This is a genomic window from Prevotella corporis DSM 18810 = JCM 8529 (genome assembly GCF_000430525.1).
Classification (GTDB): domain Bacteria; phylum Bacteroidota; class Bacteroidia; order Bacteroidales; family Bacteroidaceae; genus Prevotella; species Prevotella corporis.
Genome location: NZ_AUME01000007.1, coordinates 52,060 through 76,599 on the forward strand (window position 1 = coordinate 52,060; position 24,540 = coordinate 76,599).

Sequence of the window (24,540 nt, forward strand, 5' to 3'; positions counted from 1 at the left end):
CTTGCCACTGTTCAATTACCTCCCAGACATCAATTCCTGTGCCACTTTGCGTGATTCGGCATCGGTCTGCAGATAAACGTCAAGGTCAGGACTCTTGTCGAAGGACACTTTTGACATCGTTTTCTCGATGATTTCGCCCATTTCGAGGAATGAGCACGCCCCGTTCCTGAAACCCTCGTTAACTATTTCGTTAGCCGCATTCAATATACACGGCATGTTTCCGCCCTTAGAGATGGCCTCATAAGCCATGGCCAGACAGCGGAATTTTTCAGTATCAGGCTCAAAGAATTCCAACGGCTGGCGGAACAGGTCCAGACGGTCACCATTCAACGACAAACGCTTTGGGAACGAAAAGGCATACTGTATCGGCAGACGCATGTCGGGTACGCCCAACTGCGCCTTCACACCGCCATCGGCAAACTGTACCGCACTGTGGACAATCGACTGTGGATGTATCAACACCTGAATCTTCTCTGCCGGCACGCCGAAGAGCCATTTCGCTTCTATCACCTCAAAGCCTTTGTTCATTAATGATGCCGAATCGATGGTGATTTTCGCACCCATGTCCCACGTCGGATGCCTCAATGCATCGGCTGCGGTCACTGTCTGGAGCTGTTCGCTGGAGAAAAGGCGGAACGGACCTCCCGAACAGGTGAGCAATATCTTCTCTATCTCGTTCTCATCCTCCCCCACAAGACTCTGGAAAATGGCACTATGCTCACTATCTACCGGTAATATCGGAGCATGATAGTCAAGCGCCAACTTGCAGATAAGTTCTCCAGCGACCACGAGCGTTTCCTTATTTGCCAGGCAAATCTTCTTTCTTGCCTTGATAGCATTGATGGTTGGCTCCAAACCGGAGAACCCTACCATTGCCGCAAGTACCATATTGATGGGCTCTGCCTCAACTATCTGCTTCAGAGCGTCACTTCCGGCATAAACTTTTATATCGGGTTGGTCCTCCAACTCCTTGGTAAGGGCTTCATAATGGTCGGCATTGGCAATCACAACTGCCGCCGGACGGAACTTGCGAGCTTGTGCGGCAAGTTCTCTCCAATGATTGTTGGCCGTCAGTGCATAAACCTCGTATAGGTCGGAGTGCTGCTCTATCACATCAAGAGCTTGCGTTCCGATACTTCCCGTTGAGCCAAGAATACATATTTGTTGCTTCATCATTCTATATTCACTGCTCAAAATCCATCATTTAGCACAACGGAGATTGAACGTTACATTAATATCAGAGTTCCAGAAGTCCATCTGGAATCTCCATTTTGATTATTCTTTTCTCTGTATCTACTTCCCTAATGAGGTCCTCTCTGGCAGGTATTAACAGTTGTTTGCCGTCATCTGTCGCAACCTCAAACAAGGTATTCAACGTCGTTTCATCGACTGTCTCAATGTGTCCGATGACCTTTCCCGTCCTGCTATCCACCAAACAGTATCCGATGATTTGAGCCCAGGACACTTGTCCGTCCTCGTCCTCGGCAAGAGAGCGTGGAAAATAGACCTCTGCCCCTGTAAGTTCGCGCGCTCTTTCCTCAGTATCGATGTCGCAAAACTTCACCAATACCGTCTCGTCGGTGCGGAAACGATACTCCTCCATGAAGAAAGGCACAAGAATACCTTCCATATCGAGCAGCAAGTAGTCAGCCTCAACACGGTCGAACACATCATCGGCGAAACGAATGCACACCTCCCCACGAACACCGTGGGGCTTTCCGATGACACCTATCTTATAAACGGTTTCTCGTTTTATCATCTATCTTGAAGGGTTTGGTAGATTTTGGAGTTGAACGAGTCAAGGAAGGACTTGCGTTACCGAAGACTATGGAGCAGAGAAGCTGGCACATTCCAGCAAGACATCTGTCCAAATACCGAAAGTTTCATACCCTCTTCACCTCCGTTGCCTAACATATATCCACCCGTTGGATATGCGCACCGAGTGCGTTCAGCCGCTCCTCGATGTTCTCATAGCCACGGTCTATCTGCGTGATGTTGTCGATTCGGCTCGTTCCCTTTGCCGAAAGGGCAGCTATGAGCAACGCAATGCCAGCCCGTATATCAGGACTCGACATGCGTCCGCCTCTCAACGTGCGACGATGGTCGTGACCTACGACCACCGCACGATGCGGATCGCAAAGAATTATCTGAGCACCCATGTCGATAAGCTTATCGACGAAGAACAAGCGGCTCTCAAACATTTTTTGATGGAAGAGCACACTGCCCTGCGCCTGTGTGGCAACGACGAGCAACACTGATATCAGGTCGGGCGTGACACCAGGCCACGGTGCGTCGCTGATGGTCATTATCGTTCCATCGATGAACGAATCGATGCAGTAGTGTCCTTGTTTGGGAATAAAAAGGTCGTCGCCTTCCTCAATTATCTGTATGCCAAGCCTACGGAATGTGTCAGGAATGATTCCAAGATTCTTCACCGACACATCTTTGATTCGTATGCCATCGCCTATCATGGCTGCCATACCGATGAACGATCCCACCTCAATCATGTCGGGAAGGATGCGATGCTGGGCACCATGAAGGCTGCTCACACCCTCAATGGTGAGCAGGTTGCTGGCGATGCCACTGATTCGAGCACCCATTTCGTTGAGCATGTGGCACAGTTGCTGTATGTACGGTTCGCACGCAGCATTGTAGATGGTAGTTGTTCCCTCAGCCAATACCGATGCCATGATGATATTTGCCGTTCCCGTAACGGAAGCCTCATCGAGCAACATATTGGTTCCGACGAGCTTATCGGCTTTCAACTCATAGACGTTCCTATCCTCAACGTGAACGAACCGTGCGCCGAGGTTTCTGAATCCAAGGAAATGGGTATCCAATCGGCGGCGACCGATCTTGTCACCACCTGGCTTTGTGATGGTGGCTTTGCCGAAACGCCCCAACATGGGTCCGTAAAGCAGTACGCTTCCACGGAGCGATGCGCATTTCTCAACAAACTCTTCGCTCTCCAGGAAATCAAGGTTCACGTTGCCAGCCTTGAACGAATACTCGCTTGGGGCAAGCTCTCTCACTTCGACACCTATGTCTTTCAACAACTTTATAAGATTTTTGACGTCGAGGATGTTAGGAATATTCCTAATGACGACCTCCTCCGAAGTCAGCAGAGTGGCACAAATCACCTGCAGTGCCTCATTTTTGGCACCCTGGGGGATTATCGTACCTGACAGGCGGTGTCCGCCTTCTATCATAAAGGCCTCCATACCTACCGTTTCTTTTTATTGTTATTGCGCGGCTGTATCAAATCGCGTGCGTTGATTTTATCAAATTTGAACGTGTCGAGGTCGAGCTGTACCTTCCCGTCGGTGAAGCGAGCCAAATCAGAAGCCACCTTCTCATCGTCGGAAGAGCCATGCCCCCACTGTATAAGGCAGCGTTTCATTTGATTGGCCACCACACGAATGAGCTCAGTGCGCTCATCGCCCTCCTCCATATTCTTCAGCTTTTCGAACAGTTCAAACATCATTTTACCATAGTGTCGAACAGGGATTTTCGACATGGGATAAGTCATCGGTTCAGGCTTCGAGGCTATTTTCATGGCCTGCGAGACATCAAAGGGATAGTCGATATCCAGCTTGAAGTCAGCCATCAATGCCAAATGATCCCATAGCTTTTGGATATGGTCAGCATTACCATGGTTCTGCTGGTTCATTCTGTCCATGATCGAGATAATGGTCTCGGCGCAATCCTGTCGCTCTTCCTTGGTAGGGAGGGTCACACAGTAAGCTACCATATCCTGAATCTCACGCCCATATTCGGGCAACACTAATTTCTCACGCTGGGTATTGTAATCCAATCCGTCAATATTCATTGATTTCTATTTTTATTTTCTAAATGGAATGCGCTGGGCAGCATGTACTAAAAAGCCATGAAAGGACACGAAGTAGTCAATCTTCACCGACTCTATTTCACTGCGACGCACATCATTTGCAAATTCAAATCCTACAACAGGGGTTTCGCCTGCTTTGCCACGAAGTCCTTCAGGTACATGGGCACAAAGTAGGCCACATCCTCAAATTGCTCCAAAGCCAACCGTTTCTCTGCCAGTGGCAGCATATTCTTGGCCAACGGCTCAACTCCCTTTATCAGATGGGCATTGGGGTGATTGATAACGTCCATGCATTTCTCAGCACCATTGCCGAAAAAATAGACTGGTCCTTTGTCGAGATACTCCCGATAGGTATTCTCATCGACGACATCGGCCTGAATGGGGCGGACCTCCTTCAAAGCACGGTCGAAAACCTGAGCATAAACCTCCATCCGACGCGCATCGAGCATCGGGACCAACAGTGCGTTTTCCTCCATCTCCTCATGGCGAAGCAAGACAGGAACACAGAGAAGTTCGAGCGTGGGGACCGCTATCAACTTGACATCGATACCGTAGCAGATGCCTTTGGCCATCGAGGTGCCGATGCGCAAGCCCGTATAGGAACCCGGACCGCTGCTGACGGCTACGGCATCGACTGGAATAGCGTGGCTGTCGGCAAACGACAAGGCCTCATCGACGAACGTTCCAAGACGCTCACCGTGATTCGGACCACTGTGATCTTCCTGTTCGTAGATGCATGCGCCATTTTCACTCAAGGCAACGGAGCACACATTGGTGCTTGTTTCTATGTTCAATATACAAGACATAATTCGTTTCTCTATTTATGAGCAACGGCTCCACCGATTGAGAGCCAGCTCTTCAAAGTGCAAAGATACGGTTAAATTTTGAATATTCCACACCTTATAGATAACAAATTAAAACTCATTGTGTTTATTTTCGCTATTCAAAGGATTGTAAAAGACCCGCTCCAACTGACTGAACTCTTGTCAGACGATGAGAAGAGAATAGATAACGAGAGACGGAAAGTGACTCTCAACACGGCATCTGAAACGAAAATTATTGACAAAACGCATTGTCTATTGCTCATCTGTAACAAGTTGAACATCAGTAAATTAAATTTCACACAACAAAAGGTGACCTATCGCACGATCAAAGATGACCTTTCGCAACACAAAAGCTTAGCTTTTACTTCGATTTGGATTAGCATTCGGAAAACGGAGGCAAAACCATGGTAAAAAAATCAGACAAATAAATATTGACGGCTGCTTTCTGAACACATCGAAGATAATGTGACAATGGATGATGCTCCTTCAACATCCGACAGGAAAAATTTGGTATTTTCGGTAAAATTGGGTAACTTTGCATTGCTGAGCACATCAGCCAAAGGCGAGGCTAAAGACAGTCCCATCCTGCCGTTGCTGCCCAGTCGGACGACAAAGCGCCAGCAAGCGATGACGAACGACAGGCCGCACGGCTACAAGCCGTTAATCTTCGGGCAGCAAAACACTACCCGACGCATGGCTATCCATTGACATGACACCCACGTTCAGAACCCACCGAAAAACAATCATCTATGAGCAAGCCTACAAAGCGTAATCTGATGGTGACTGGAGGATGGTTATTCCTTCTTGCGACCGTTGTGGCCTTATTGCTCTTCGGCGAGCGGTATTTTCAGGTTTCCGATTCATTTTTCACGGTTTCATCGATAGTTTTCTGCATTATCACCATCCTTTTATTGACAGAAAAGGCGCAGAACAACGCAAGCATTTAATCACTTGCCTTGCCTACAACATGGCATCGGTGACACTCATGTACACCCAAATTGCCCATTACGGCACTTCGCTGCTAATATTCGTAGGGCAAATTTTAGCGAATCTTCTGCACACGTCCATCATTCTACTTATTGCCATTGTCAGATTTTTCACAAAAAAGAAATAGTATCACAAAATTAGATAAGAATTTGATAACCTTATTAAACTGTCTCTTGGTATTTTCACCCCTTTTTCGTACATTTGCAGAAATAAAAATGTAAAAGCCAATGATACTATCCATGACAGGCTACGGGAAAACTGTCGTAACCTACAAAGAAAAGAAGATCAACGTTGAAATAAAATCGCTGAACAGCAAGACACTTGACTTGTCAACTCGCATAGCACCGCTCTACAGAGAGAAGGAAATGGAAATCAGACAAATGATTTCACAGAGACTTGAACGTGGAAAAGTTGACTTTTCGCTCTGGATTGAGAAAGACGCCGTGCTCGACGCGACACCCATCAACACGAAATTGGTGGAAAACTATTACCGGCAGCTCAAGACTATTTCGGAGCAGGCTGGCATTCCCGAACCACAAGACTGGTTCGCATCACTGTTGCGCCTGCCAGACGTGACTACCAAAACCGAGGTGGAAGTACTCGACGAAGAAGAATGGGCTTCGGCAAAGACGGCCATCGACGAGGCCATCGCACACCTTATAGCCTTCCGTACACAGGAAGGGGCCGCATTGGAGAAGAAATTCAACGAGAAAATAGACAATATCGAGTCGCTACTCAAGAGCATTGAGCCTTTCGAAGAGAGCCGAGTTCCTAAAATAAAGGACAGAATCATCGAGGGATTGAAGCAGATTCCAGCCATCGACTACGATAAGAACCGACTTGAGCAGGAGCTTATCTACTACATTGAGAAGCTCGATATCAGCGAGGAACGCCAACGACTGACCAACCATCTACAATACTTCCGCAAGACAATGCGTGAAAATGGACACGGAATTGGCAAAAAGCTCGGTTTCATCGCTCAGGAAATGGGTCGGGAGATCAACACCACAGGGTCTAAAAGCAATCAGGCGGAAATGCAAAATATAGTCGTCATGATGAAAGACGAGCTGGAACAAATCAAGGAACAGGTGCTCAATGCCTTGTAGTCTCCCCCAAACTCTCCGAAAGGAGGAGAGCTCATTTTAGGTGTTAACTCGGAGAGTATTCAGAGTTTGGTCGCACTCAAATCCGAATTTAAAGAGAATATATCATACAAACAAATACCTACAAATGCCCAAGCGAAGAGATGCGCAAACATCCACAAAAGGGTAAAATAGTTTAATTGGAGGTAAATCAGAATAATCAGGCCAAGGTATCATCAACGAAGTGGTATCATTCGTCATTAACTATATAAACTTATCCCCATACAGTCCTTAGGGACATCATCTCCTTTCGGAGGAACATGGGGAGGCTTTCATTCTTAAAATGTCAGGCAAATTAATCATCTTCTCTGCCCCATCTGGCGCAGGTAAAAGCACAATCGTTCAATGGCTGATGAAAGAACACCCAGAGTTCAATCTGGCTTTTTCAATCAGTTGTACCACACGCGCTCCACGCGGAACGGAAAAGAATGGCATCGAATACATCTTTCTTTCACCCGATGAATTTAGGAAGAAAATCGAAAACGACGAGTTTCTTGAATACGAGGAGGTATATAACGACCGCTTCTACGGCACAATGAAATCGCAGGTGGAAGAACAGTCAAATACCGGACAAAATGTAGTGTTCGACGTTGATGTGAAAGGTGGCTGCAACATCAAGAACTACTATGGCAACCGCGCATTGAGCATCTTCATCCAGCCTCCATCGATTGCCGAGCTCCGCAAGAGACTTGAAGGTAGGCAGACCGACACGGCTGAAGCCATCGAGAATAGGCTTGCCAAAGCTGAATATGAGCTAACTTTTGCCGATAAATTCGACCATATTGTCATAAACGACAACTTGGAAAAGGCAGAGGAAGAAACCTATCAGATTCTAAAGAAGTTCTTGGAAGAATAAATGAAAGTAGGAATTTACGGAGGCTCATTCAACCCCATCCATAACGGACACATCGCACTTGCCGAGGCGTTTCTTCGTCAGGCGGAACTCGACGAGGTATGGTTCATGGTGTCTCCGCAAAACCCACTAAAGGCAAACGCAAGACTTCTTGACGACAAAATCCGCTTTAAGATGGTGCAAAAAGTGTTGAAACACAAACGGAATCTCATTGCCTGCGACTATGAGTTCCATCTGCCGAAACCTTCTTACACATGGGACACCCTTCAACGTCTGTCAAACGACTTCCCGCAACACCAGTTCACATTGCTCATTGGTAGCGACAACTGGACGGCGTTCGACAGATGGTATCACCATGAGGACATCTTGCAGAACTATAAGATTGTCATTTACCCAAGATTGGGCGATGAAATCGGCAAAAATGAGCTACCCGACAGTGTCTCACTGCTCAACGCAGAGTTCATAAACATCAGCAGTACGGAGATAAGAGAACGCATAGCCAATGGTAAATCCATCGACCATTTAGTACCAGCCGAGATTGCAGTTGAAGTGACAAATGCTTATTCACACCAGTCTTAATTACTAATTCAAAGTGCAAAATGATGTAATTTAAATAATTTGCACTAACTTTGCATCAAACTATGTGTGTTGATGAAAATCATTAGGTCAATTGGAGTTTTGCTGAACAAGGTGTTTGCCCCTATCAAGCAGAACGCCTCATTCTTTTTCTTTATGTTCCTCATCGGAATTATCGTTTCATACGAGGAACTCCCAAAGGACACCCCATCTGCAGAAGTATATCAAAACCTGTGGCTGGAGCTTTTTCTCGACCTGTATGTAATATGCTTATTCCTGATGATTTTTCCCAAGAGAATCCGCCGATGGATAGCCGGGGTATTTTATGTGGTAGCCTATACAACCACTATCATCGACCTTTTTTGCTGGGACAAGTTCCAATCTACACTGAATCCATCGATGCTGTTGCTGGCAGCGGAGACCGACAAGAGAGAGGCAAGTGAATTTTTCAACAGTTACATCACAGGCGACTTGATTTATTCGGGCATCGGCCTCATCTTGCTCATCATTCTCTTTCATATCTTCGTTTCAATATGGTCGGTTTTTCGGCGCAAGTTCCCAGACTGGATAACATCGAAACTTGACAAAGTTAATACTGTTTTTCAAAAAATCCAGCCCGCATTCGGCTGCTGCACCTTAGTGTTATTGACATGGGCAGTAATCAGTTCAGCCCACAACAAGAAGGAAATGGCAGACATGTTCTCACAGAAAACCATAGGTTCGGTGGAACATAAGCTGACCTCACCCAACACTGCACAATTCTATCTGCCAGTATATAGACTCGCATTCAGCATCTTTGCCAACAAGTTGGCCTCACAACAAATCGACCGTCTCATAGAGGCAAGAGATCAAGTGCGAGTGGACAGCTGCTCATTCAAATCGCCCAACATCGTTTTGATTATCGGAGAGAGCATGGGACGCCATCACTCGCAACAGTATGGTTATTTCATGAAAACAACACCACGACAGGTGAAACGCGAACGGTCAGGTTTGCTCGTGCCATTCAGCGATGTGGTGTCGCCATGGAATCTCACCAGCTTCGTGTTTAAGAACATTTTCTCGCTGCACGTCACAGGTCAGGAAGGAGAATGGTGCGACTATCCACTGTTTCCGCAGCTTTTCCGCAAGGCCGGCTATCATGTATCGTTCATCACTAACCAATTCTTGCCACAGGCCAAGGAAGCTGTTTATGACTTCAGCGGCGGTTTTTTCCTCAACCACCCTGAGCTTTCGAAGTCCATGTTCGACACACGCAACGACGAACTGCACCAATTCGACGAGGGATTGCTCGATGATTACGACAAAAAACTGAGCCACGAGAACAAAGAACATAACCTGATCATCTTCCATCTCATAGGGCAACATGTGTCATACAAACTTCGTTACCCAAGCAACCGACATCATTTCAAGGCCAACGACTATAGCGAAAAGAGGGCGGACCTCATCAAGAAACAGCGGTTCATGCTCGCACACTACGATAATGCTGTGCTTTACAACGACTCTATCGTAGATCAGATTATCAAACGGTTTGAGCACAAGGATGCGATCGTCATCTACATGCCCGACCACGGCGAGGAATGCTACGAAGGCAACAGGGGTTTTATCTGCCGCAACCATTCGGCTGAGATTGATTACGACCTCGCACACTACGAGTTTGAGGTGCCGTTCTGGATCTACTGCTCACCGAAATACGTTGCAAGGCATCCCAAAACTTTCCAACAGATAAAGAAAGCCAAAGACAAACGCTTCATGACCGACGACCTACCTCACCTTTTGTTGAACCTTGCCGGTATTGGAGTGAAGGATTATCATGCCGAATACGACATCCTCAGTCCCGATTACGACGAGATGCGTCCACGCATTCTAAAGAATAAAACTAACTACGATGATTTGGTAAAGGAGCATCGGCAGAAAACAATGAAGAAACCGTAATTTTTTCAACCATCTGCACACAACGCAACTACAATAAATGGAAATAAAACGCAATAGCAACATCAACAAGAACGCTGACCACCAGCTCAGCAAAATGGAATGTAATGCCATGAGAGGCATTGCCATTCTGGGCATCGTTCTTCACAATTATTGCCACTGGCTTGCCCCCATCGTGAAAGAAAACGAGTATCAGTATAACCAACACAATGTTGATTGGCTCAATCAAGTCATGTCAGCTGAGTGGTCGAGCCTTACTCTTTTCCATGTGATTTCCTTCTTCGGACATTACGGTGTGCCCATCTTTCTGTTCCTTTCAGCCTACGGACTCGTTATGAAATATGAGCAGCCCAAAACGGTAAACACGTCAGAGCCTACTGCAATCAGCTTTATCAAATACCACTGGATAAAGCTTTTCCGTATGATGATAGTTGGTTTCGCAGCCTTTGTCCTCATTGATGCCATCACTCCCGGGCAGCATCGTTACACCGTTCTCGATATTATTGGACAGTTGGGATTGTTCAACAACCTTCTTTCAGCCCCAGACGACATTATCTGGCCTGGTCCTTATTGGTTCTTTGGATTGATGTTGCAACTTTATATTGTCTATCGCCTCTTCCTCTACAAGCGGCATTGGAGTTGGCCTGTGGCATTCGTTATCGTCTGTACCATCATCCAATTGGCTTGCGAGCCCAACGGCGAGGCGCTCAACCGCTGGCGCTATAACTGCGTCGGTGGAATGCTGCCGTTCTGCTTAGGACTTCTTTACGCAAAATACATGAAGCCCACCACGCATCCAGGTCTTTATCCATTGTGGACAATCATATCTCTGATTGCCATTTATTTGTTGAGTCTCAACCAATATACTTGGTTCATAGTACCCGTATTCGTATGCACTGCGGCCCTCTGCGGTGTGAAGTTCATCAGTCGCACGGCATTCTTGAGCTTGTTCAACCAATGGGCGATTAAACAACTCTCATGGATTGGGAGCATTTCAGCCGCTCTTTTTATTTCACACCCTATCACTCGGAAAATCATCATACCCATCTCACGCACAGGAGATTATTGGACGGGATTATTATTGTATATCGTCACGTCCATTTGCCTCGCTTGGCTTTTCAAAGAGTTGATGAAACGCATTCCGTCCCCTAAACTAACATGATGAAAAAGAACATAGAACTCGGCAATATCAGTCGCTATCGAGGCGAGCTCATGGGCTTGGCGATCATATTCGTTGTGCTTTTTCATGTCGGTTTGCCAAGAGAGGATATCTTTTTCGGACTTCGCAGAATGGGAAACATCGGTGTTGACATTTTCTTATTCCTCAGTGGCATCGGGTTATGGTATTCATGGTCGAAAACACCTTCTACCCTGACATTCCTATTTAAAAGATTTTTGCGTGTCTATCCGGCGTGGATTATCATCGCTGCCTTTTACTACATTCCCGATATGATATGCCCTGACCTTGTAAGACATGGCGGTCACAGCACAAATATCATCGATTTAATCGGTGATATTACAATTAATTGGGACTTTTGGTTGAACGATGAGCTCACATTTTGGTACATTCCGGCAATCATGATGCTTTATTTGTTTACGCCCGCTTACATTCAGCTCATCATTAAGCACCCCACCTATCGCTGGCTGCCAGCATTGATGATGGCGTGGTGCATTGTATTGCAATACGTATCCCCGATACATGATGCAGTTGGTCATATTGAGATTTTCTGGAGCAGAGTTCCCATCTTCCTTTTGGGTATCAATATGGGGGCTGCAGTCAAGGAAAAGAAAACAATCGAAGGTTCATCCATCTGGTTAATAATCATCACTTTCATCGGGACACTCAGTACTTGTATTTATTTGGAACAGGTCAAGCATGGCCATTTTCCACTCTTTTTGGAGCGTATGCTTTACATTCCCCTCACCATCACTGGCATAATATTACTGAATGAGCTGCTATCGAAAGCTCCAGCTTGGTTTCACAAGGTTTGTGTGTTCATCGGAGCCATCAGTTTGGAGATTTATCTCATTCATCATCATTTCATATTGATTTACATTGAACAACTTGGCTGGTGTTACTGGGCTAAGTTCCTCACAGTTCTTGCCCTGGCATTACCACTTTCATGGTTACTTCACAAATTGCTTGAAATAGCCATCAACCCCATAGAAAGGAGGATAAAATGATAAATTTATGCCGATTAATCCGCCCAAAACAGTGGATTAAAAACACAATAGTGCTGCTACCTATATTTTTTGGAGGGGCATTGTTGAGAGTAGAGGCCCTCTACGCCGGTTTCATCACAGCCCTATCATTCTCGTTCATCTCGTCTTCTATCTATTGTCTGAACGATATTATCGACTTAAAGGATGACCGCAGGCATCCCGTCAAGTGTCAACGCCCACTTGCATCAGGAGCAATCAGCGTCGTACAGGGTTTTATCATCATGGCATCGATGGTCATTCTGTCGATGATTACGTTGTTTTTGCTCCCAGACAATCAAATGAAAACGGCTGGTGTCATATTCTTCTATTGGGTGTTGAACATCGCCTACTGTCTGTTCCTCAAGCAACATGCCATCATTGATGTGTGCGTGATAGCATTCGGATTTGTGTTGAGAATCATTTCGGGAGGTCTGGCCACAGGAATCGGATTGAGCAAATGGATAGTGCTGATGACTTTCCTCCTGATGCTATTCCTTTCGTTTGCCAAAAGACGAGACGATGTCCTCAGAATGAACGAGACGGGCCATGCACCACGAAAAAACACGAGCCGTTACAATCTAACTTTCATCAATCAGGCCATCACAATCACCGCCAGTGTCACGCTTGTTTGCTACATTATGTACACCATGAGCCCAGAAGTGATAGCCAATTTCCACACGAGCAACCTCTACCTGACAAGCGTATTCGTTCTGTTGGGATTGCTGAGATACATACAAATCGCAGTGGTTGACAAGAAAAGCGGCGACCCGACTAAGGTTATACTCAACGACCGCTTCATTCAACTCATTGTTTTGGGCTTCGGCCTGACTTTCCTTATCATCATCTATTTCCTTTAAAATGAGAGTTTACGCATTCGACTTTGACGGAACACTGACTAAAAAAGACACATTCATTGAATTTATCGAGTATGTGAAAGGCTATGGTAAAACTTTTTGGGGATTTTTCCTCTTCTCACCAATCCTCATACTCATGAAATTGAAACTTTACCCCAACTGGAAGGCAAAGCAACAGGTGTTCGCTTGGTTTTTCAAAGGCATGCCAATCGATGAATTCGATGATTATTGCCAAAAATTTGCTCGCGACCGACAGAAAATTATACGTCCTGGAGGACTGGAAGTTATAAGGAAAGCGATTGCCGAAGGCGACAATGTAGTAGTCATTACGGCAAGTATTGAAAATTGGGTGAGGCCCTTTTTCAAGGAATTTGGCGATTCAGTGCAAACAGAAGGAACACAAATAGCAGTCCGTCACGACACTATAACAGGCGATTTCCTGACAAAAAATTGCTATGGGGAAGAGAAATTGAAACGCCTTCTACAGGTTTTTCCCTACCGCCACTCCTATCAACTAATAGCATTCGGCGACAGCAGTGGCGACAGGCATCTGCTTTCAGAAGCGGATGAAGCACATTTCCAACCATTCAGAAGCAAAAGACGGGTGCAGATGGGCGAGATAGTTCGCTTCGGCATGGTAGGAATCCTCGCAACTGCCATACAGTATGGAATTTATCTGTTATTCTTAAGATGGGCCGAGCCACGCATTTCCAATACTATTGGCTATGCCGTCAGTTTTGTTTTCAACTATTTTGCGTCCACCTATTTTACATTCAGGGTGAAATCAACTGCCCGTCGGGGAGCCGGCTTTGCCTTTTCACATCTTGTCAACTACTTACTGCAAACAGGAACGCTCTCCCTTTTCCTATTGATGGGTTTGCAAAAAGAGTATGCAATGATACCTGTCTTCGGTATTTGCGTACCTATCAACTTTCTTTTGGTCAGGACTTTTCTCAAGAAGAAATAGGTAAAACGGGCTTTTCCCATTCCAATTCGCCCACAGAATCTGAGCCAAAGCAAGTTATGTCTTATCTATTCATTGCAGATGAAGGTACTTTCTTGTTTCATTCCTCGAAAATAGAAGATACCTACTTGCAATAGTGACCTTAAGATTTTTATTATTTAATCTATAGGTGCTCAACTTTCACTTTTCGAAAGCTCACCTTTTGCAATGCGATAGGTCATGAATGACAGTGCAAAAGGTCACCTTTTACATCACGATTGGTACCACATTGACTATCAGTACATTACAGAGCACCCTCTCTTCTCTGTTTTTGTCATATAAAAGCGTGGCAATGGCGAGGCCACACATGTTCGATTTCAAGGTTTTATTCGCCGTAAGATATCTCAAGCGAAACGTTATAGAATGTAGTTATGTGAAGATAAAATTAGCATCCAATCATGAGATTTGTCCTATTTTGCATACGCCTCCACACAACAATTCAGCACACTGCAGACTTTCTTTATCCCACAGGCTTATAAATCACAGATTTTTATGTAAATTTGCAGAATCAAACAGATTTGATAGATGTCGGCATTAGGAATCTTTAAAGTCAAAAAGGAAGAGCGATGGTTAGCACTGGCAATGCTATTGGTGTTCATTTCGTTCAATGCGCTCCTCATTGGAAGCCATTATGGTGTCTATACGATGGGGGCGCACGATGGTTTTTGGACCATTTTCACGAAGAACTTCAGAATGTCAGGCTACGACAATTGGTCGTGGATAACCATTTCAGGAATGCGTATCCACTTCGAGACATCGCGACACCCACTCTACCTGACCTTACTCTACCCCATGTACCTGGTGAATCATTGGCTCATCTACAACGTGGGTACGAACTTCGCTGTTTTTTTCATGGCTTTCGTCATTGTGATATCGGCCTTCTATTCGGTCATTTTCATGTATCGCATACTCAGAGAGGTGCTTCAGCTGAGCCGATTTGATGCCACTTTGCTCACCCTACTGATGTTTTCATTCGCCCACGTCATGGTTCCGACGATGGTTCCCGACCATTTCATCATCTCGATGATGCTCCTGCTAATGACATTCTACATCAGCGGAATGAAAATGAGAAAGGGTCGGTTGCTGCGCCCGTGGCAAACGGCCGTCCTCCTATTCTTCACTGCGGGCATGGCCACGTCGAATGGTATCAAAACACTGATAGCAAGCCTTTTCACCAATGGCAAAAGAACTTTTCACCCCAAATTTATTTTACTCGGAATCGTGCTGCCCGTCGCCACGCTCATTGGAATCCAACAGTGGCAGTACTATGCGCTTGAAGTGCCACAGAAAGAGGTAATTCGCAATATTGAGATAAAAAGCAAGCAAAAGAATCCCGAAAAGGTTAAATCTTACACCAAGCAACGAACAGAATGGCTCAACCAACATACGGGGGAGAACATGAGCGAGGGAGTAATCGGAAAGCTTATGGATATCTCAACTCCGCGAATGGAAACACTTATTGAAAATTTCTTTGGCGAATCCATACAACTCCACCAACAACACCTTCTCAAAGACGTCTCTTGGGATAGGCCCATATTTGTAAAATATAATTGGACAGCCAACTATATCATTGAAGGTATCATCGTTCTTTTGTTCATTTTGGGCGGTTTTATCGGACGAAGAGAGCGATTTTTCCAAATGTTGCTTCTTTGTTTCTCATGCGACATTGCCTTGCACCTCATCCTCGGATTTGGCATCAATGAAGTCTATATCATGACAACGGGTTGGATCTTCATCGTTCCGATAGCTTTCGCCTACTTGCTGCAGATTCTTGCATTTGCCCCGCGGCGTATTTTCAGATTTCTTTTACTCGCTCTGACCGCCTGGCTGTGGGTGTATAATGGAGGACAAATCATTGATTATCTGATATGAGCATAGCAGACTTGTTTAAAATAAAGAAAGACGAACGATTGGCGGGTGGACTTTTTCTCCTCTGGCAGATAATCCTCAATGCGTTGGTGATAGTACGTTATTTCCCATCGTTCTCACATCCGTCGAGCGACTATTACAAGCTGTTCATCAAAGGTTTTCATCTCTCCGGCTTTGATCCACTCACCTATTGTGTCGTTTCTAACTGGTACACCAGCTTTGATGTGCACCGCCATCCCCTTCTGGCCTTTTTCTACTATCCAGCCTACGTTGTCAACAGTACACTGATAAGCGTCACGGGGCTTAATTTTGCCCAAATCATCGTGGCCATTGTGCTCATCACCAGCAGTTTCTACGCTTTCATCCTGTTGATGCGAATATTTCGTGAGCTGATAGGTCTCGAACGAAACGATGCTGTTGTGCTTTCGTTTCTTCTTTTCTCATTCTCACACATCATGATCGCAGCCATCAGCCCCGACCACTTCATTATTTCGCTTTTCGTGCTGGTGCTTACCATCTACATTGCGGGCAAACAGATGAAGGAAAAGCGAAAAATGAAGAAGTGGCAGACCATTCTCCTATTTGTAATCACTGCCGGAATATCGCTCAACAATGGGCTCAAGATCTTCATAGCCAATTTTTTCACACGCGGAAAATCATTCTTCAATCCATGGAACCTTATTTTTGCGATACTGTTGCCTGCCTCAGCCATGTGGTTATTTGGAGAATGGGAGTACAGGACTTATGTTAACGATTCTGTAAAAGAACGCAAACAGAAACAAGCCAAGGCTGTCAAGGAAGAAAAAGAACGGATGTTCACGGCTTTCAAAGACACAACCACACTGAAAGACAGCACCAAAATTTCCAATTCGTTTAAACAAATATGGAAGGAACACCGACAGGCCGTGCTAAGAAAGCGCGCCAACAAGCCGGCAAACCGCCACACAGGAAAACCTATCAGCAAGAATAGTTTCATGATTTGGACAGACATCACGACACCAAGAATGGAAACGGCAATCGATAATCTGTTCGGAGAGTCCATCCAACTTCACCAGAAACACACCTTGGAGGATGTTTTGGTCAGCCGTCCGGTAATAGTCGGCTACGATTGGATATGGAATTATATTGTCGAAGGACTGATTTTCCTCCTTTTCATCGTTGGATTGTGGTGCGGAAGGCACAGCAAACTCATGTGGATGGTATTCTCTTTTGCCACCATGGACATGGTTCTGCATATGGGACTTGGGTTCGGAATTCCCGAAATCTACATCATGGCCGCACATTGGATTTATGTCATCCCCATCAGCATGGGCTTTTTAATGAAGGCTGTTAATGGAAAGTATCGGCAGGGACTACGTTTCACGCTGTATTCGCTCACGGCTTATCTCACGGTTTATAACGTTTACCTGCTCGTTGACTATCTTTACCTATAAAATATGGAAGAAAAGCCCAGCGTTTCCGTCGTCATGTGTACCTACAACGGTGCAAAATTCATACGCGAGCAAATAGCGTCCATCTTGCAACAGACCTATCCTCTGCACGAAATCATCATACAGGATGACAATTCCGATGACGAAACGTGGAGCATACTGTCGGAATGCGCAGCTCGAAATCCAAAGATAACCATCTATTCCAACGAGGAAAAGCACGGAGTCAACGGCAATTTTCTTTCAGCCATGAAGCGGGCGAGCGGCGATTTCATTGCCATTGCCGACCAAGACGACATTTGGGAGACCGACAAGATAGATATCCAAATGAAAGCTATTGGCAAAAATCTCCTCTGCAGCGGACATTCGAGGCCATTCTCTACAGACGATGCCTTTGCATACTTTGACGAACGGCACAGAAACGTGAATGTCATCCGCATGATGTTCCTTGGCTTGCCCGGACACACGATGCTCCTCAGACGTGAGTTGATGGAGCAACTGCCCGACAGTAGCCATCCCATTTTCGAATACTCGATGTACGACGCAGCCCTGTCGATTATCGCTGCCGCGCACGGACGAATCATATATGTGGATAAGATTCTGGTAAATTTCCGCCGACACACAGCAGCCACAACCTATAACAACTACAGTAGGAATCTTCCCACTTGGAGAAATGCACTCGGCAGTCTGATTTGGGGATGCAGAAACTATCGAAAGACGAGAGAGAGGATACATCCGCTGTTCGAAGCGAAGCTGAAACTGCTGCAAAACATCCATACCGACAACGCCGACTTGAAGGAAGCAAGGAAAATCATGGAGCTGGAAACAAGCTACAGCTTATCTGCTTTCGTCCGATTGCAGTACCATTGTATCAAGAACAGCCGAAAACTATTCCACACCGAGGGCAAAGGATTTGTCAGAATAGTGCGGGCTGCGCTCTATCCCGTCATGCAATTACAAATGTACCGTTAACCTTTGTTCCGTCTGAAATAACCAATACACTCATCGAGCATCCTTGAGCCAGTAAGCTTCATCACCAATAAATAGAGTAAGCCTGCAACAACGATTCGCATCAACAGAAGAACGACGAGATTTGAGACTGGCATAGTCAAGAAATAGGTTGCCACCATAACGGCAAGAGTGATGAGAAGATAGGGGCAAATATCAAGCATCACATCAAAAAGCCTCACCCCTATCTCACGATTGGCAAAATATTGCCAGACAAAAAGCCAGAGGATGTTGACTGCCGTATAGACACTCACCATGAAAACAATGCCCTTGGCGTAACAACCGGCCATCAAACCAATCTGCAGCACTATCAGGGCAATCGTGCACCACATATATATATCAGACTTTCCACGGCTGATCATGAGGTTCTGATACAAAGTATAGAAAGGCAGGAAAGCACCACTGACACAAAGTATCTGCAAAAGAGGGATACTGTCCATCCACTTTTCTGACACCAGAACGATAATAAACTCATGGGCAACCATCGCCAGTCCGAACATCGCCGGGAAGGCAAGAAATGCCGTGAACCGCAGCATCTTACGGAAAACAGCCACCTGCCGCTCACGGTCGTTGTTCACTTCAACGAGGATAGGCTGTGCAACTTGCGCCGTAGTTCCCGAAACCAATGTACTCGCCATGTTGTCCCACTTGAAGGCCTGTGTGAAATTACCCACGGCATTGGCCGGATAAAGACGGCCAAAGATGACTGTGAGGAAGTTTTGGCTGACAGTGTTGACAACTGTTGTGATAAGAATCTTGTAACTAAAAGAAAACATCTTGCGAATCGGTGTAAAATCGACTCTCAACGACGGTCTCCAAGGCACGAGCAGAAACCTTCCGAGACTCGTCAGCGCAATATAAAGCATCTGTTGCCAAGCCAAACTCCAGTAAGCATAGCCCTTCAGTGCGAGGATGATGCCCACTGCACCTGACACGAGCAGCGAAAGGGTACGTAAAATGGCCGTCTCCTTCACCATCAGGTTTTTGAAAAGGTAAGCCGTCGGTGCAGTTCCAATGGCCGAAAACAAAAGAGTGGCAAAGATAAAACGCGACAAATCAATCAGTTCGGCATGATGGAAAAAATCGGCGATGAGTGGTGCACATAGGAAAAGCACGATATAGGAACACCAGCTCACAAGAGTGCTAAACCAAAAAACAGCATTATAGTCGTTGTCGGTAGCCTTTTCAAGGTTGGCCAGTGCCGAAGTGAACCCGCTCTCCTGCAAGGCTGCTGCAACAGCGGTGAAAATAGCCAACATTCCCACAAGTCCGTAGTCAGAAGTGGAAAGAATACGACTCAGGCAAACTCCAATAACGGCGTTGAGAATCTGCATTGCGCCACTGTTCAATGCGCCCCAAAAGAGTCCCTTGGCTGTTTTTTCCTTCAATGTTTGCTGTGTCATTGCTTGCTATTTGCTGCAAAAATACGACTATTTGTTTATTCTGCAAAGGGAAAGGCTGCTTTTCGAACTTATAATTAATAGGAATTTAGAACTATTCTCATGAAAGAAGAACGCTTATTTGGTATTGATACCATATCCAAACAATGCGAAATCGCCTCTCAAAGGGTCATCTGGAAAAATCCTCAGCAACTTGTCTGTCAGCCGGCGGGCAACCACCATGCTCACCGACTTACCTTCGATGAGCCCCAACCTAAGACCCTGATTGAGCACATGGGTGTCGAGAGGTATTATCAACGACTTTTTGTCGATGAAATCGGCCCAAATTCCCAAATCCACTGGCGAAGAATTGCGCACCATCCACCTAAGAAACATACACACACGCTTGCAACAAGATTGTGTATTCTGTGGCACAATTCCTTTAATTTGCCTATCGGAAAAATAGCTACAAAGGCTCTCAATGGCATCAATGGCGTGGATTTCAGATATCTGTTGTCGATTTTCGGTCGTCAGACAGTTTTCCACGGCATACTTTCGATGAACAAAAGCCTCTATATAGTTTCGCAAGCTCCCGTACTCCAATAACATTTCACGAAGAGCTTGGAAAAAATCAAGCATCATCCGATTGGTATATAATCGATAAAAACAGGCGGAATCATCGGGAATATCACGTTGAAAAGCACCCGTCGAAATCCATTCATAGGGCTCTCCGTGGGCACTATCGAGCAGAAACTGGATTCGTGGCATGAATACCGTTCGCGAACCATAACTCAAACAGGAGGCGATGAATGCCATCGTCTCCTGATTCCGTTCACCCTTCACCTGATGCATGAACCACGAAGGGTCGCCATGGATAAATTCACGGCATTCGTATAGCTGGGCATAGGCTTGGAGATCTTGTCGTACTTTTGCAGTGACTCGCTTCAAATCGACAACCTTCTTATGCCTTATTTCTGCTCGGCAGCAGCCAGAATCTGCTCAGCGTGCTCCTTAACCTTGATTTGTTTGGGAGTGAAAATCTCCTCTACCGTTCCGTCTGTTCCGATAATGAACGTTGTTCGGAAAGTACCCATGTAGCTGCGACCATACATTTTCTTTTCGCCGTACACTCCAAATGCCTCGTTTAGCTTTTTGTCAACGTCAGCAATCAGAGGAAAGGGCAGATCGTACTTCTCTATAAACTTCTTGTGCGATTTCTCATCCTGAACACTCACGCCTACCACGGCATAGCCTCGCTTCATCATCAGCTCGTAGTTGTCGCGTAGGTTGCAGGCTTGCGACGTACATCCAGGAGTAGAATCCTTTGGATAGAAGTAGAGAACCAACTTCTTCCCCTTGAAATCGCTGAGTGATATTTGCTTTCCATCTTGATCTGTGCCAAGTATTTCCGGCACCTTATCTCCTATTTCCATCATGATTTTTAATTTTTAAATGTTATTGCAAAGATAGAAAATTATTCCCATATAAAGCTAAATCAAACCATTTTATCTCCCTTTGATTGTATTGAGATGACATTAAATTCCCAAAAACTTATCGCAATCAACCGTAGATTTATGTCTCGATAGACTGCCACTTACCAAATATGACCGCACACTTACAAGTCAATGCCAAGCAACGGCAATCTAAAAGGTGACCTTTCGGTCGGCGAAACCTTACCTTTTATCTTGCGAAAGTTCACCTTTTGAAATTCCATTCCAACAAGCTTGATTTCCAACAGTTTACAGACACAATCCTACTTACACCTTAAGACGTCGACGAAGACAAGGTATATAAAACAAAATAGTCTATATCTGCTCACGCAGATATAGACTTTGCCACTTAACTAAATAACTCAAAAAATTACTTGACTCAATTCTCATTGGCTCATTATCGTCACGAGAACTTACCAACTACATTTGTTTGACTATTAACTTACTAATAACTATTTCGTCTGTTGTTAATCAAATAATTTGAATTGATATTACAAAGGTATTAATTTTTCTATCAACAACAAACTTTTTATGGATTATTTTTTCTTAAACATGACAAATTGCTGGTTATAATATCATTAATGGTGCATAATTTGGTGTTTTTATCCTCTTTATTAGATATTTTGTATTATTTAACACTGCATTTAAATACTTTTCGGAAGAATGAAATTCCATTTTGTCATCTCTTTTCTGCGAGTGCTAAACGAATGTCACTATATGATATATCATCCTTACAAATGCTTTTGATGGCCGTCAATCCCGACAAGGGACCGACTGCTTTGATGATTCTGCGCAGATAGTTTGCCTTTTTATTGCCCAGCACATCATCAAGCTTCAGCTCACGAGTGGCAACGTATCGGGAAAGATGGCCAGAGATGGTAGCAGCAGTCAGCCCACGCTTTTTTGCGATTTCATCGATCGTCATACCCATTTTAAAGAGTTTGAAGGTAACCACATCAGTCTTCTCCTTCGGTGCTTTTGCCTCCTTTGCCTTTCGTTTCATTCGTCTCCGGGACTTCTCGTCGTCATCAGACATACCCGACAAGATTGCCTCTTGTTTGGCTTTCAGGTAAATATTTGTTGAGAATCCATCGTGCATGATGTCCTCAAGCGTCAATTTTTTGAGCCTATAGCTCTGCTCAAGGTCGGCTATTGCATTCTGAAATCGACTCACACCCGTCTTGTTGTTGCTCTCTAACGGCTTTGTTGTTGCGATGAGACGCTCCAATAGCTCGGTCAGTTGGCTGTGAAAGTAGAGTGCACTTCTTTTGATACGCTCTTGGAAAGCATCGCTGTGCAACTCTTCGTTGCCCATTCCGTTGATGACGAGTTGCCATTTCTGAGCCACGGCTACAATGCGCTTATCCAAGTCGACAAGTGTCATCTTATGCAGCGCATGAACCTTCTGGTATTTGTAGTAGAACTCCGAGACGACGCGAAAAAGTACGGTTTCATCGCTGACTATATCCATAAAACTAAAAAGTTCGAGCAGCAGAAACCGATAGTAGGCCTCTTTCAGTTGGGGGAGATTCGCAATGCTTTTATTAGCCAATTCGGTCTGCGTGCTGATGTAGTCGCTCACTCGCTGGTCGTTAATAACGGCCGACTGGGCAATGGGCGATGCCAGCACGAGTCCCTCAAGCGTACGACAGCGGCTCAAAGCCACATATACCTGTCCGGAGGCAAAGGCCTGTTGCGCCTCGATGATGGCATGATCGAAGGTCAGCCCCTGGCTCTTGTGGATAGTAATGGCCCATGCGAGCCGTAAGGGGTACTGGGTGAAGGTGCCTTGCACCTCTGATTCTATTTGCTTGGTTTGCTCATTAAGCGTATATTTTGCATTTTCCCACGTATTCATCGGCACTTCTATGGGTATTTCGTCGCCTGGACAGAGCACGTGAATGTGGTTTTGATCAATGCTGATGACGTGTCCGATGCGACCGTTGTAAAACTTTCCACCAGCATCGTTGTGGATAAACATCACTTGCGCTCCGCGCTTGAGCGTCAGTTTGTAGTCTGCAGGATAGTTGTTGTCAGGGAACTGTCCGCCAATCTCTGCCACAAACGTGAACTCTGGTTCATCCAAGCTGAGCATCTGACGGCGGTTGAAGTCGTCAGCCATCCGATTGTGCGTGGTAAGGCGGATGTAATCGCTCTCGACCGTTGGCTGGAAGTGTGGCAGAAAACGCTGGTTAAGCAACTGGAGGTCGGCTGTCGTCGCCTGTCCGTCGCGAATATGATTCAGAATGGTGATAAAGGTGTCGTCCTGTTGTCGGAAAACCTTGCTAAGTTCGATAGTCACGTAGTCGATACTTCTCAAGGCATGCGAGCTGAAGAAATAGGGTGTGTCGTAATATTTCCGCAACAACGCTTCCTCGTCGGGACGTACAACGGGTGTCAGCTGCTGCAAATCGCCAATCATCAGCAACTGAACGCCACCGAATGGCTTGTCGTGTTCACGGTAGCGGCGCAGCACCGAGTCGATGGCATCAAGGACATCAACGCGCACCATACTGATTTCATCGATAATGAGCAAGTCGAGCGTCCGCATGATCTTCCGCTTTTCCTTGCCAAAGGCAAATCGTCTTTGTATCTGGACTTCAGGAACAAAAGGTGACAGTGGCAGTTGGAAGAATGAATGAATAGTCACGCCACCCGCATTGACAGCAGCCACACCTGTTGGGGCTACGACGACGATGCGCTTTGTGCTGTTTTCCTTCACCGCACGCAGGAAAGTGGTCTTTCCAGTGCCAGCTTTTCCCGTCAGGAATATGCTAATTCCCGTATGCTCAACAAAGTCCCAGGCATTTCTCAGTTCGTCGTTCTTCACCATATACTTACTATTCATTAACGATTAGCAAATGTACGGAAAAAATATGCGTCAGCCAAATTCTGCTATTGACAAAAGTCAATTGTCTTGACTTATAGCAAAAAAACGCAGATTTACCGCAGATTTACAGACCAACACTTGCCTAACTCTGCTGTAAGTACTAACTTTGCACCCGTAAAACAGTGGATAAAATTAATTGAAACGGGAGCAAAGGGTTCCCAGAAAGGTAAAAAAATTATGATAACAGTATTATTAGTAATAGCAGTTGTAGCTGCTACCGTAGCACAGGCCATCAATGTCAATCGGAATTTGACTGCCTG

General features: G+C 45.5%; 22 protein-coding genes. 13 read left to right on the top strand and 9 right to left on the bottom strand.

The genetic code is table 11. The annotated features are described in order from the left end of the window. Nucleotides 1–15 precede the first annotated feature (15 nt). The 5 genes from H515_RS0102045 to tsaB all read right to left on the bottom strand — a co-directional run bounded on the left by H515_RS0102045 (nt 16) and on the right by tsaB (nt 4,653). On the bottom strand, nt 16–1,173 hold the full coding sequence (locus H515_RS0102045; protein ID WP_028901515.1) for a 1-deoxy-D-xylulose-5-phosphate reductoisomerase: 1,158 nt from the start codon (nt 1,171–1,173) through the stop codon (nt 16–18). 64 nt (nt 1,174–1,237) lie between these two features. After that, nucleotides 1,238–1,759 (bottom strand): ribosome maturation factor RimM, encoded by a 522-nt coding sequence (gene rimM, locus H515_RS0102050; protein ID WP_025875088.1) that lies wholly within the window; start codon nt 1,757–1,759, stop codon nt 1,238–1,240. Between the two features lie 148 nt (nt 1,760–1,907). Further along, nucleotides 1,908–3,221, bottom strand: a complete 1,314-nt coding sequence (gene murA, locus H515_RS0102055; RefSeq protein WP_025875086.1) for a UDP-N-acetylglucosamine 1-carboxyvinyltransferase — start codon at nt 3,219–3,221, stop codon at nt 1,908–1,910. A gap of 2 nt (nt 3,222–3,223) precedes the next feature. Then, the gene (locus H515_RS0102060; protein ID WP_028901516.1) at nt 3,224–3,829 is read right to left on the bottom strand and encodes a DUF4290 domain-containing protein; all 606 of its coding nucleotides are present in this window, start codon (nt 3,827–3,829) and stop codon (nt 3,224–3,226) included. A 131-nt stretch (nt 3,830–3,960) separates the two neighbouring features. Beyond that, complete coding sequence (gene tsaB / locus H515_RS0102065) at nt 3,961–4,653, bottom strand: tRNA (adenosine(37)-N6)-threonylcarbamoyltransferase complex dimerization subunit type 1 TsaB (RefSeq protein WP_025875084.1); 693 nt, start codon at nt 4,651–4,653, stop codon at nt 3,961–3,963. A gap of 489 nt (nt 4,654–5,142) precedes the next feature. Between tsaB and H515_RS0102075 the strand changes: the two genes are divergently transcribed. The 13 genes from H515_RS0102075 to H515_RS0102135 all read left to right on the top strand — a co-directional run bounded on the left by H515_RS0102075 (nt 5,143) and on the right by H515_RS0102135 (nt 18,485). Next, on the top strand, nt 5,143–5,379 hold the full coding sequence (locus H515_RS0102075; RefSeq protein WP_025875080.1) for a hypothetical protein: 237 nt from the start codon (nt 5,143–5,145) through the stop codon (nt 5,377–5,379). Between the two features lie 41 nt (nt 5,380–5,420). Then, nucleotides 5,421–5,618 (top strand): hypothetical protein, encoded by a 198-nt coding sequence (locus H515_RS14390; RefSeq protein ID WP_154653618.1) that lies wholly within the window; start codon nt 5,421–5,423, stop codon nt 5,616–5,618. Nucleotides 5,619–5,885: 267 nt separating this feature from the next. Further along, nucleotides 5,886–6,764 (top strand): YicC/YloC family endoribonuclease, encoded by an 879-nt coding sequence (locus H515_RS0102085; protein WP_025875078.1) that lies wholly within the window; start codon nt 5,886–5,888, stop codon nt 6,762–6,764. Nucleotides 6,765–7,083: 319 nt separating this feature from the next. Then, a complete protein-coding gene (gmk, locus tag H515_RS0102090) occupies nt 7,084–7,656 on the top strand; it encodes a guanylate kinase (protein ID WP_025875075.1) in 573 nt (190 codons plus the stop codon). Then, nucleotides 7,657–8,232, top strand: a complete 576-nt coding sequence (gene nadD, locus H515_RS0102095; RefSeq protein WP_025875073.1) for a nicotinate (nicotinamide) nucleotide adenylyltransferase — start codon at nt 7,657–7,659, stop codon at nt 8,230–8,232. It abuts the gene before it with no gap. Nucleotides 8,233–8,304: 72 nt separating this feature from the next. Continuing rightward, a complete protein-coding gene (locus tag H515_RS0102100; protein WP_025875071.1) occupies nt 8,305–10,161 on the top strand; it encodes a phosphoethanolamine transferase in 1,857 nt (618 codons plus the stop codon). A gap of 37 nt (nt 10,162–10,198) precedes the next feature. Then, nucleotides 10,199–11,320 carry an acyltransferase family protein gene (locus H515_RS0102105; RefSeq protein ID WP_025875069.1) on the top strand — a complete coding sequence of 374 codons (1,122 nt, stop codon included), beginning with the start codon at nt 10,199–10,201 and terminating at the stop codon, nt 11,318–11,320. After that, complete coding sequence (locus tag H515_RS0102110; protein ID WP_028901518.1) at nt 11,317–12,342, top strand: acyltransferase family protein; 1,026 nt, start codon at nt 11,317–11,319, stop codon at nt 12,340–12,342. Before H515_RS0102105 ends, H515_RS0102110 begins: the two co-directional genes overlap by 4 nt. After that, on the top strand, nt 12,339–13,217 hold the full coding sequence (locus tag H515_RS0102115; protein ID WP_025875067.1) for a decaprenyl-phosphate phosphoribosyltransferase: 879 nt from the start codon (nt 12,339–12,341) through the stop codon (nt 13,215–13,217). Before H515_RS0102110 ends, H515_RS0102115 begins: the two co-directional genes overlap by 4 nt. A gap of 1 nt (nt 13,218) precedes the next feature. Beyond that, nucleotides 13,219–14,181 (top strand): HAD-IB family phosphatase, encoded by a 963-nt coding sequence (locus H515_RS0102120; protein ID WP_025875065.1) that lies wholly within the window; start codon nt 13,219–13,221, stop codon nt 14,179–14,181. 561 nt (nt 14,182–14,742) lie between these two features. Then, nucleotides 14,743–16,089, top strand: a complete 1,347-nt coding sequence (locus H515_RS0102125) for a DUF6080 domain-containing protein (RefSeq protein ID WP_025875063.1) — start codon at nt 14,743–14,745, stop codon at nt 16,087–16,089. Next, on the top strand, nt 16,086–17,519 hold the full coding sequence (locus H515_RS0102130) for a DUF6080 domain-containing protein (RefSeq protein WP_036891443.1): 1,434 nt from the start codon (nt 16,086–16,088) through the stop codon (nt 17,517–17,519). Before H515_RS0102125 ends, H515_RS0102130 begins: the two co-directional genes overlap by 4 nt. Nucleotides 17,520–17,522: 3 nt before the next feature. After that, nucleotides 17,523–18,485, top strand: a complete 963-nt coding sequence (locus H515_RS0102135) for a glycosyltransferase (protein WP_025875061.1) — start codon at nt 17,523–17,525, stop codon at nt 18,483–18,485. On the opposite strand, the gene H515_RS0102140 is transcribed toward H515_RS0102135, so the two are convergent. The 4 genes from H515_RS0102140 to H515_RS0102155 all read right to left on the bottom strand — a co-directional run bounded on the left by H515_RS0102140 (nt 18,482) and on the right by H515_RS0102155 (nt 24,223). Beyond that, complete coding sequence (locus H515_RS0102140) at nt 18,482–19,924, bottom strand: lipopolysaccharide biosynthesis protein (protein ID WP_028901520.1); 1,443 nt, start codon at nt 19,922–19,924, stop codon at nt 18,482–18,484. The two genes, H515_RS0102135 and H515_RS0102140, sit on opposite strands and share 4 nt — an antisense overlap. A 114-nt stretch (nt 19,925–20,038) precedes the next feature. Then, nucleotides 20,039–20,848 (bottom strand): TIGR02757 family protein, encoded by an 810-nt coding sequence (locus H515_RS0102145; protein ID WP_025875059.1) that lies wholly within the window; start codon nt 20,846–20,848, stop codon nt 20,039–20,041. Between the two features lie 20 nt (nt 20,849–20,868). Then, nucleotides 20,869–21,333, bottom strand: a complete 465-nt coding sequence (gene bcp / locus H515_RS0102150; RefSeq protein WP_025875057.1) for a thioredoxin-dependent thiol peroxidase — start codon at nt 21,331–21,333, stop codon at nt 20,869–20,871. A 736-nt stretch (nt 21,334–22,069) separates the two neighbouring features. Continuing rightward, nucleotides 22,070–24,223: a helix-turn-helix domain-containing protein gene (locus H515_RS0102155; protein ID WP_025875056.1), complete on the bottom strand. Its 2,154-nt coding sequence runs from the start codon at nt 24,221–24,223 to the stop codon at nt 22,070–22,072. Between the last annotated feature and the right edge of the window lie 317 nt (nt 24,224–24,540).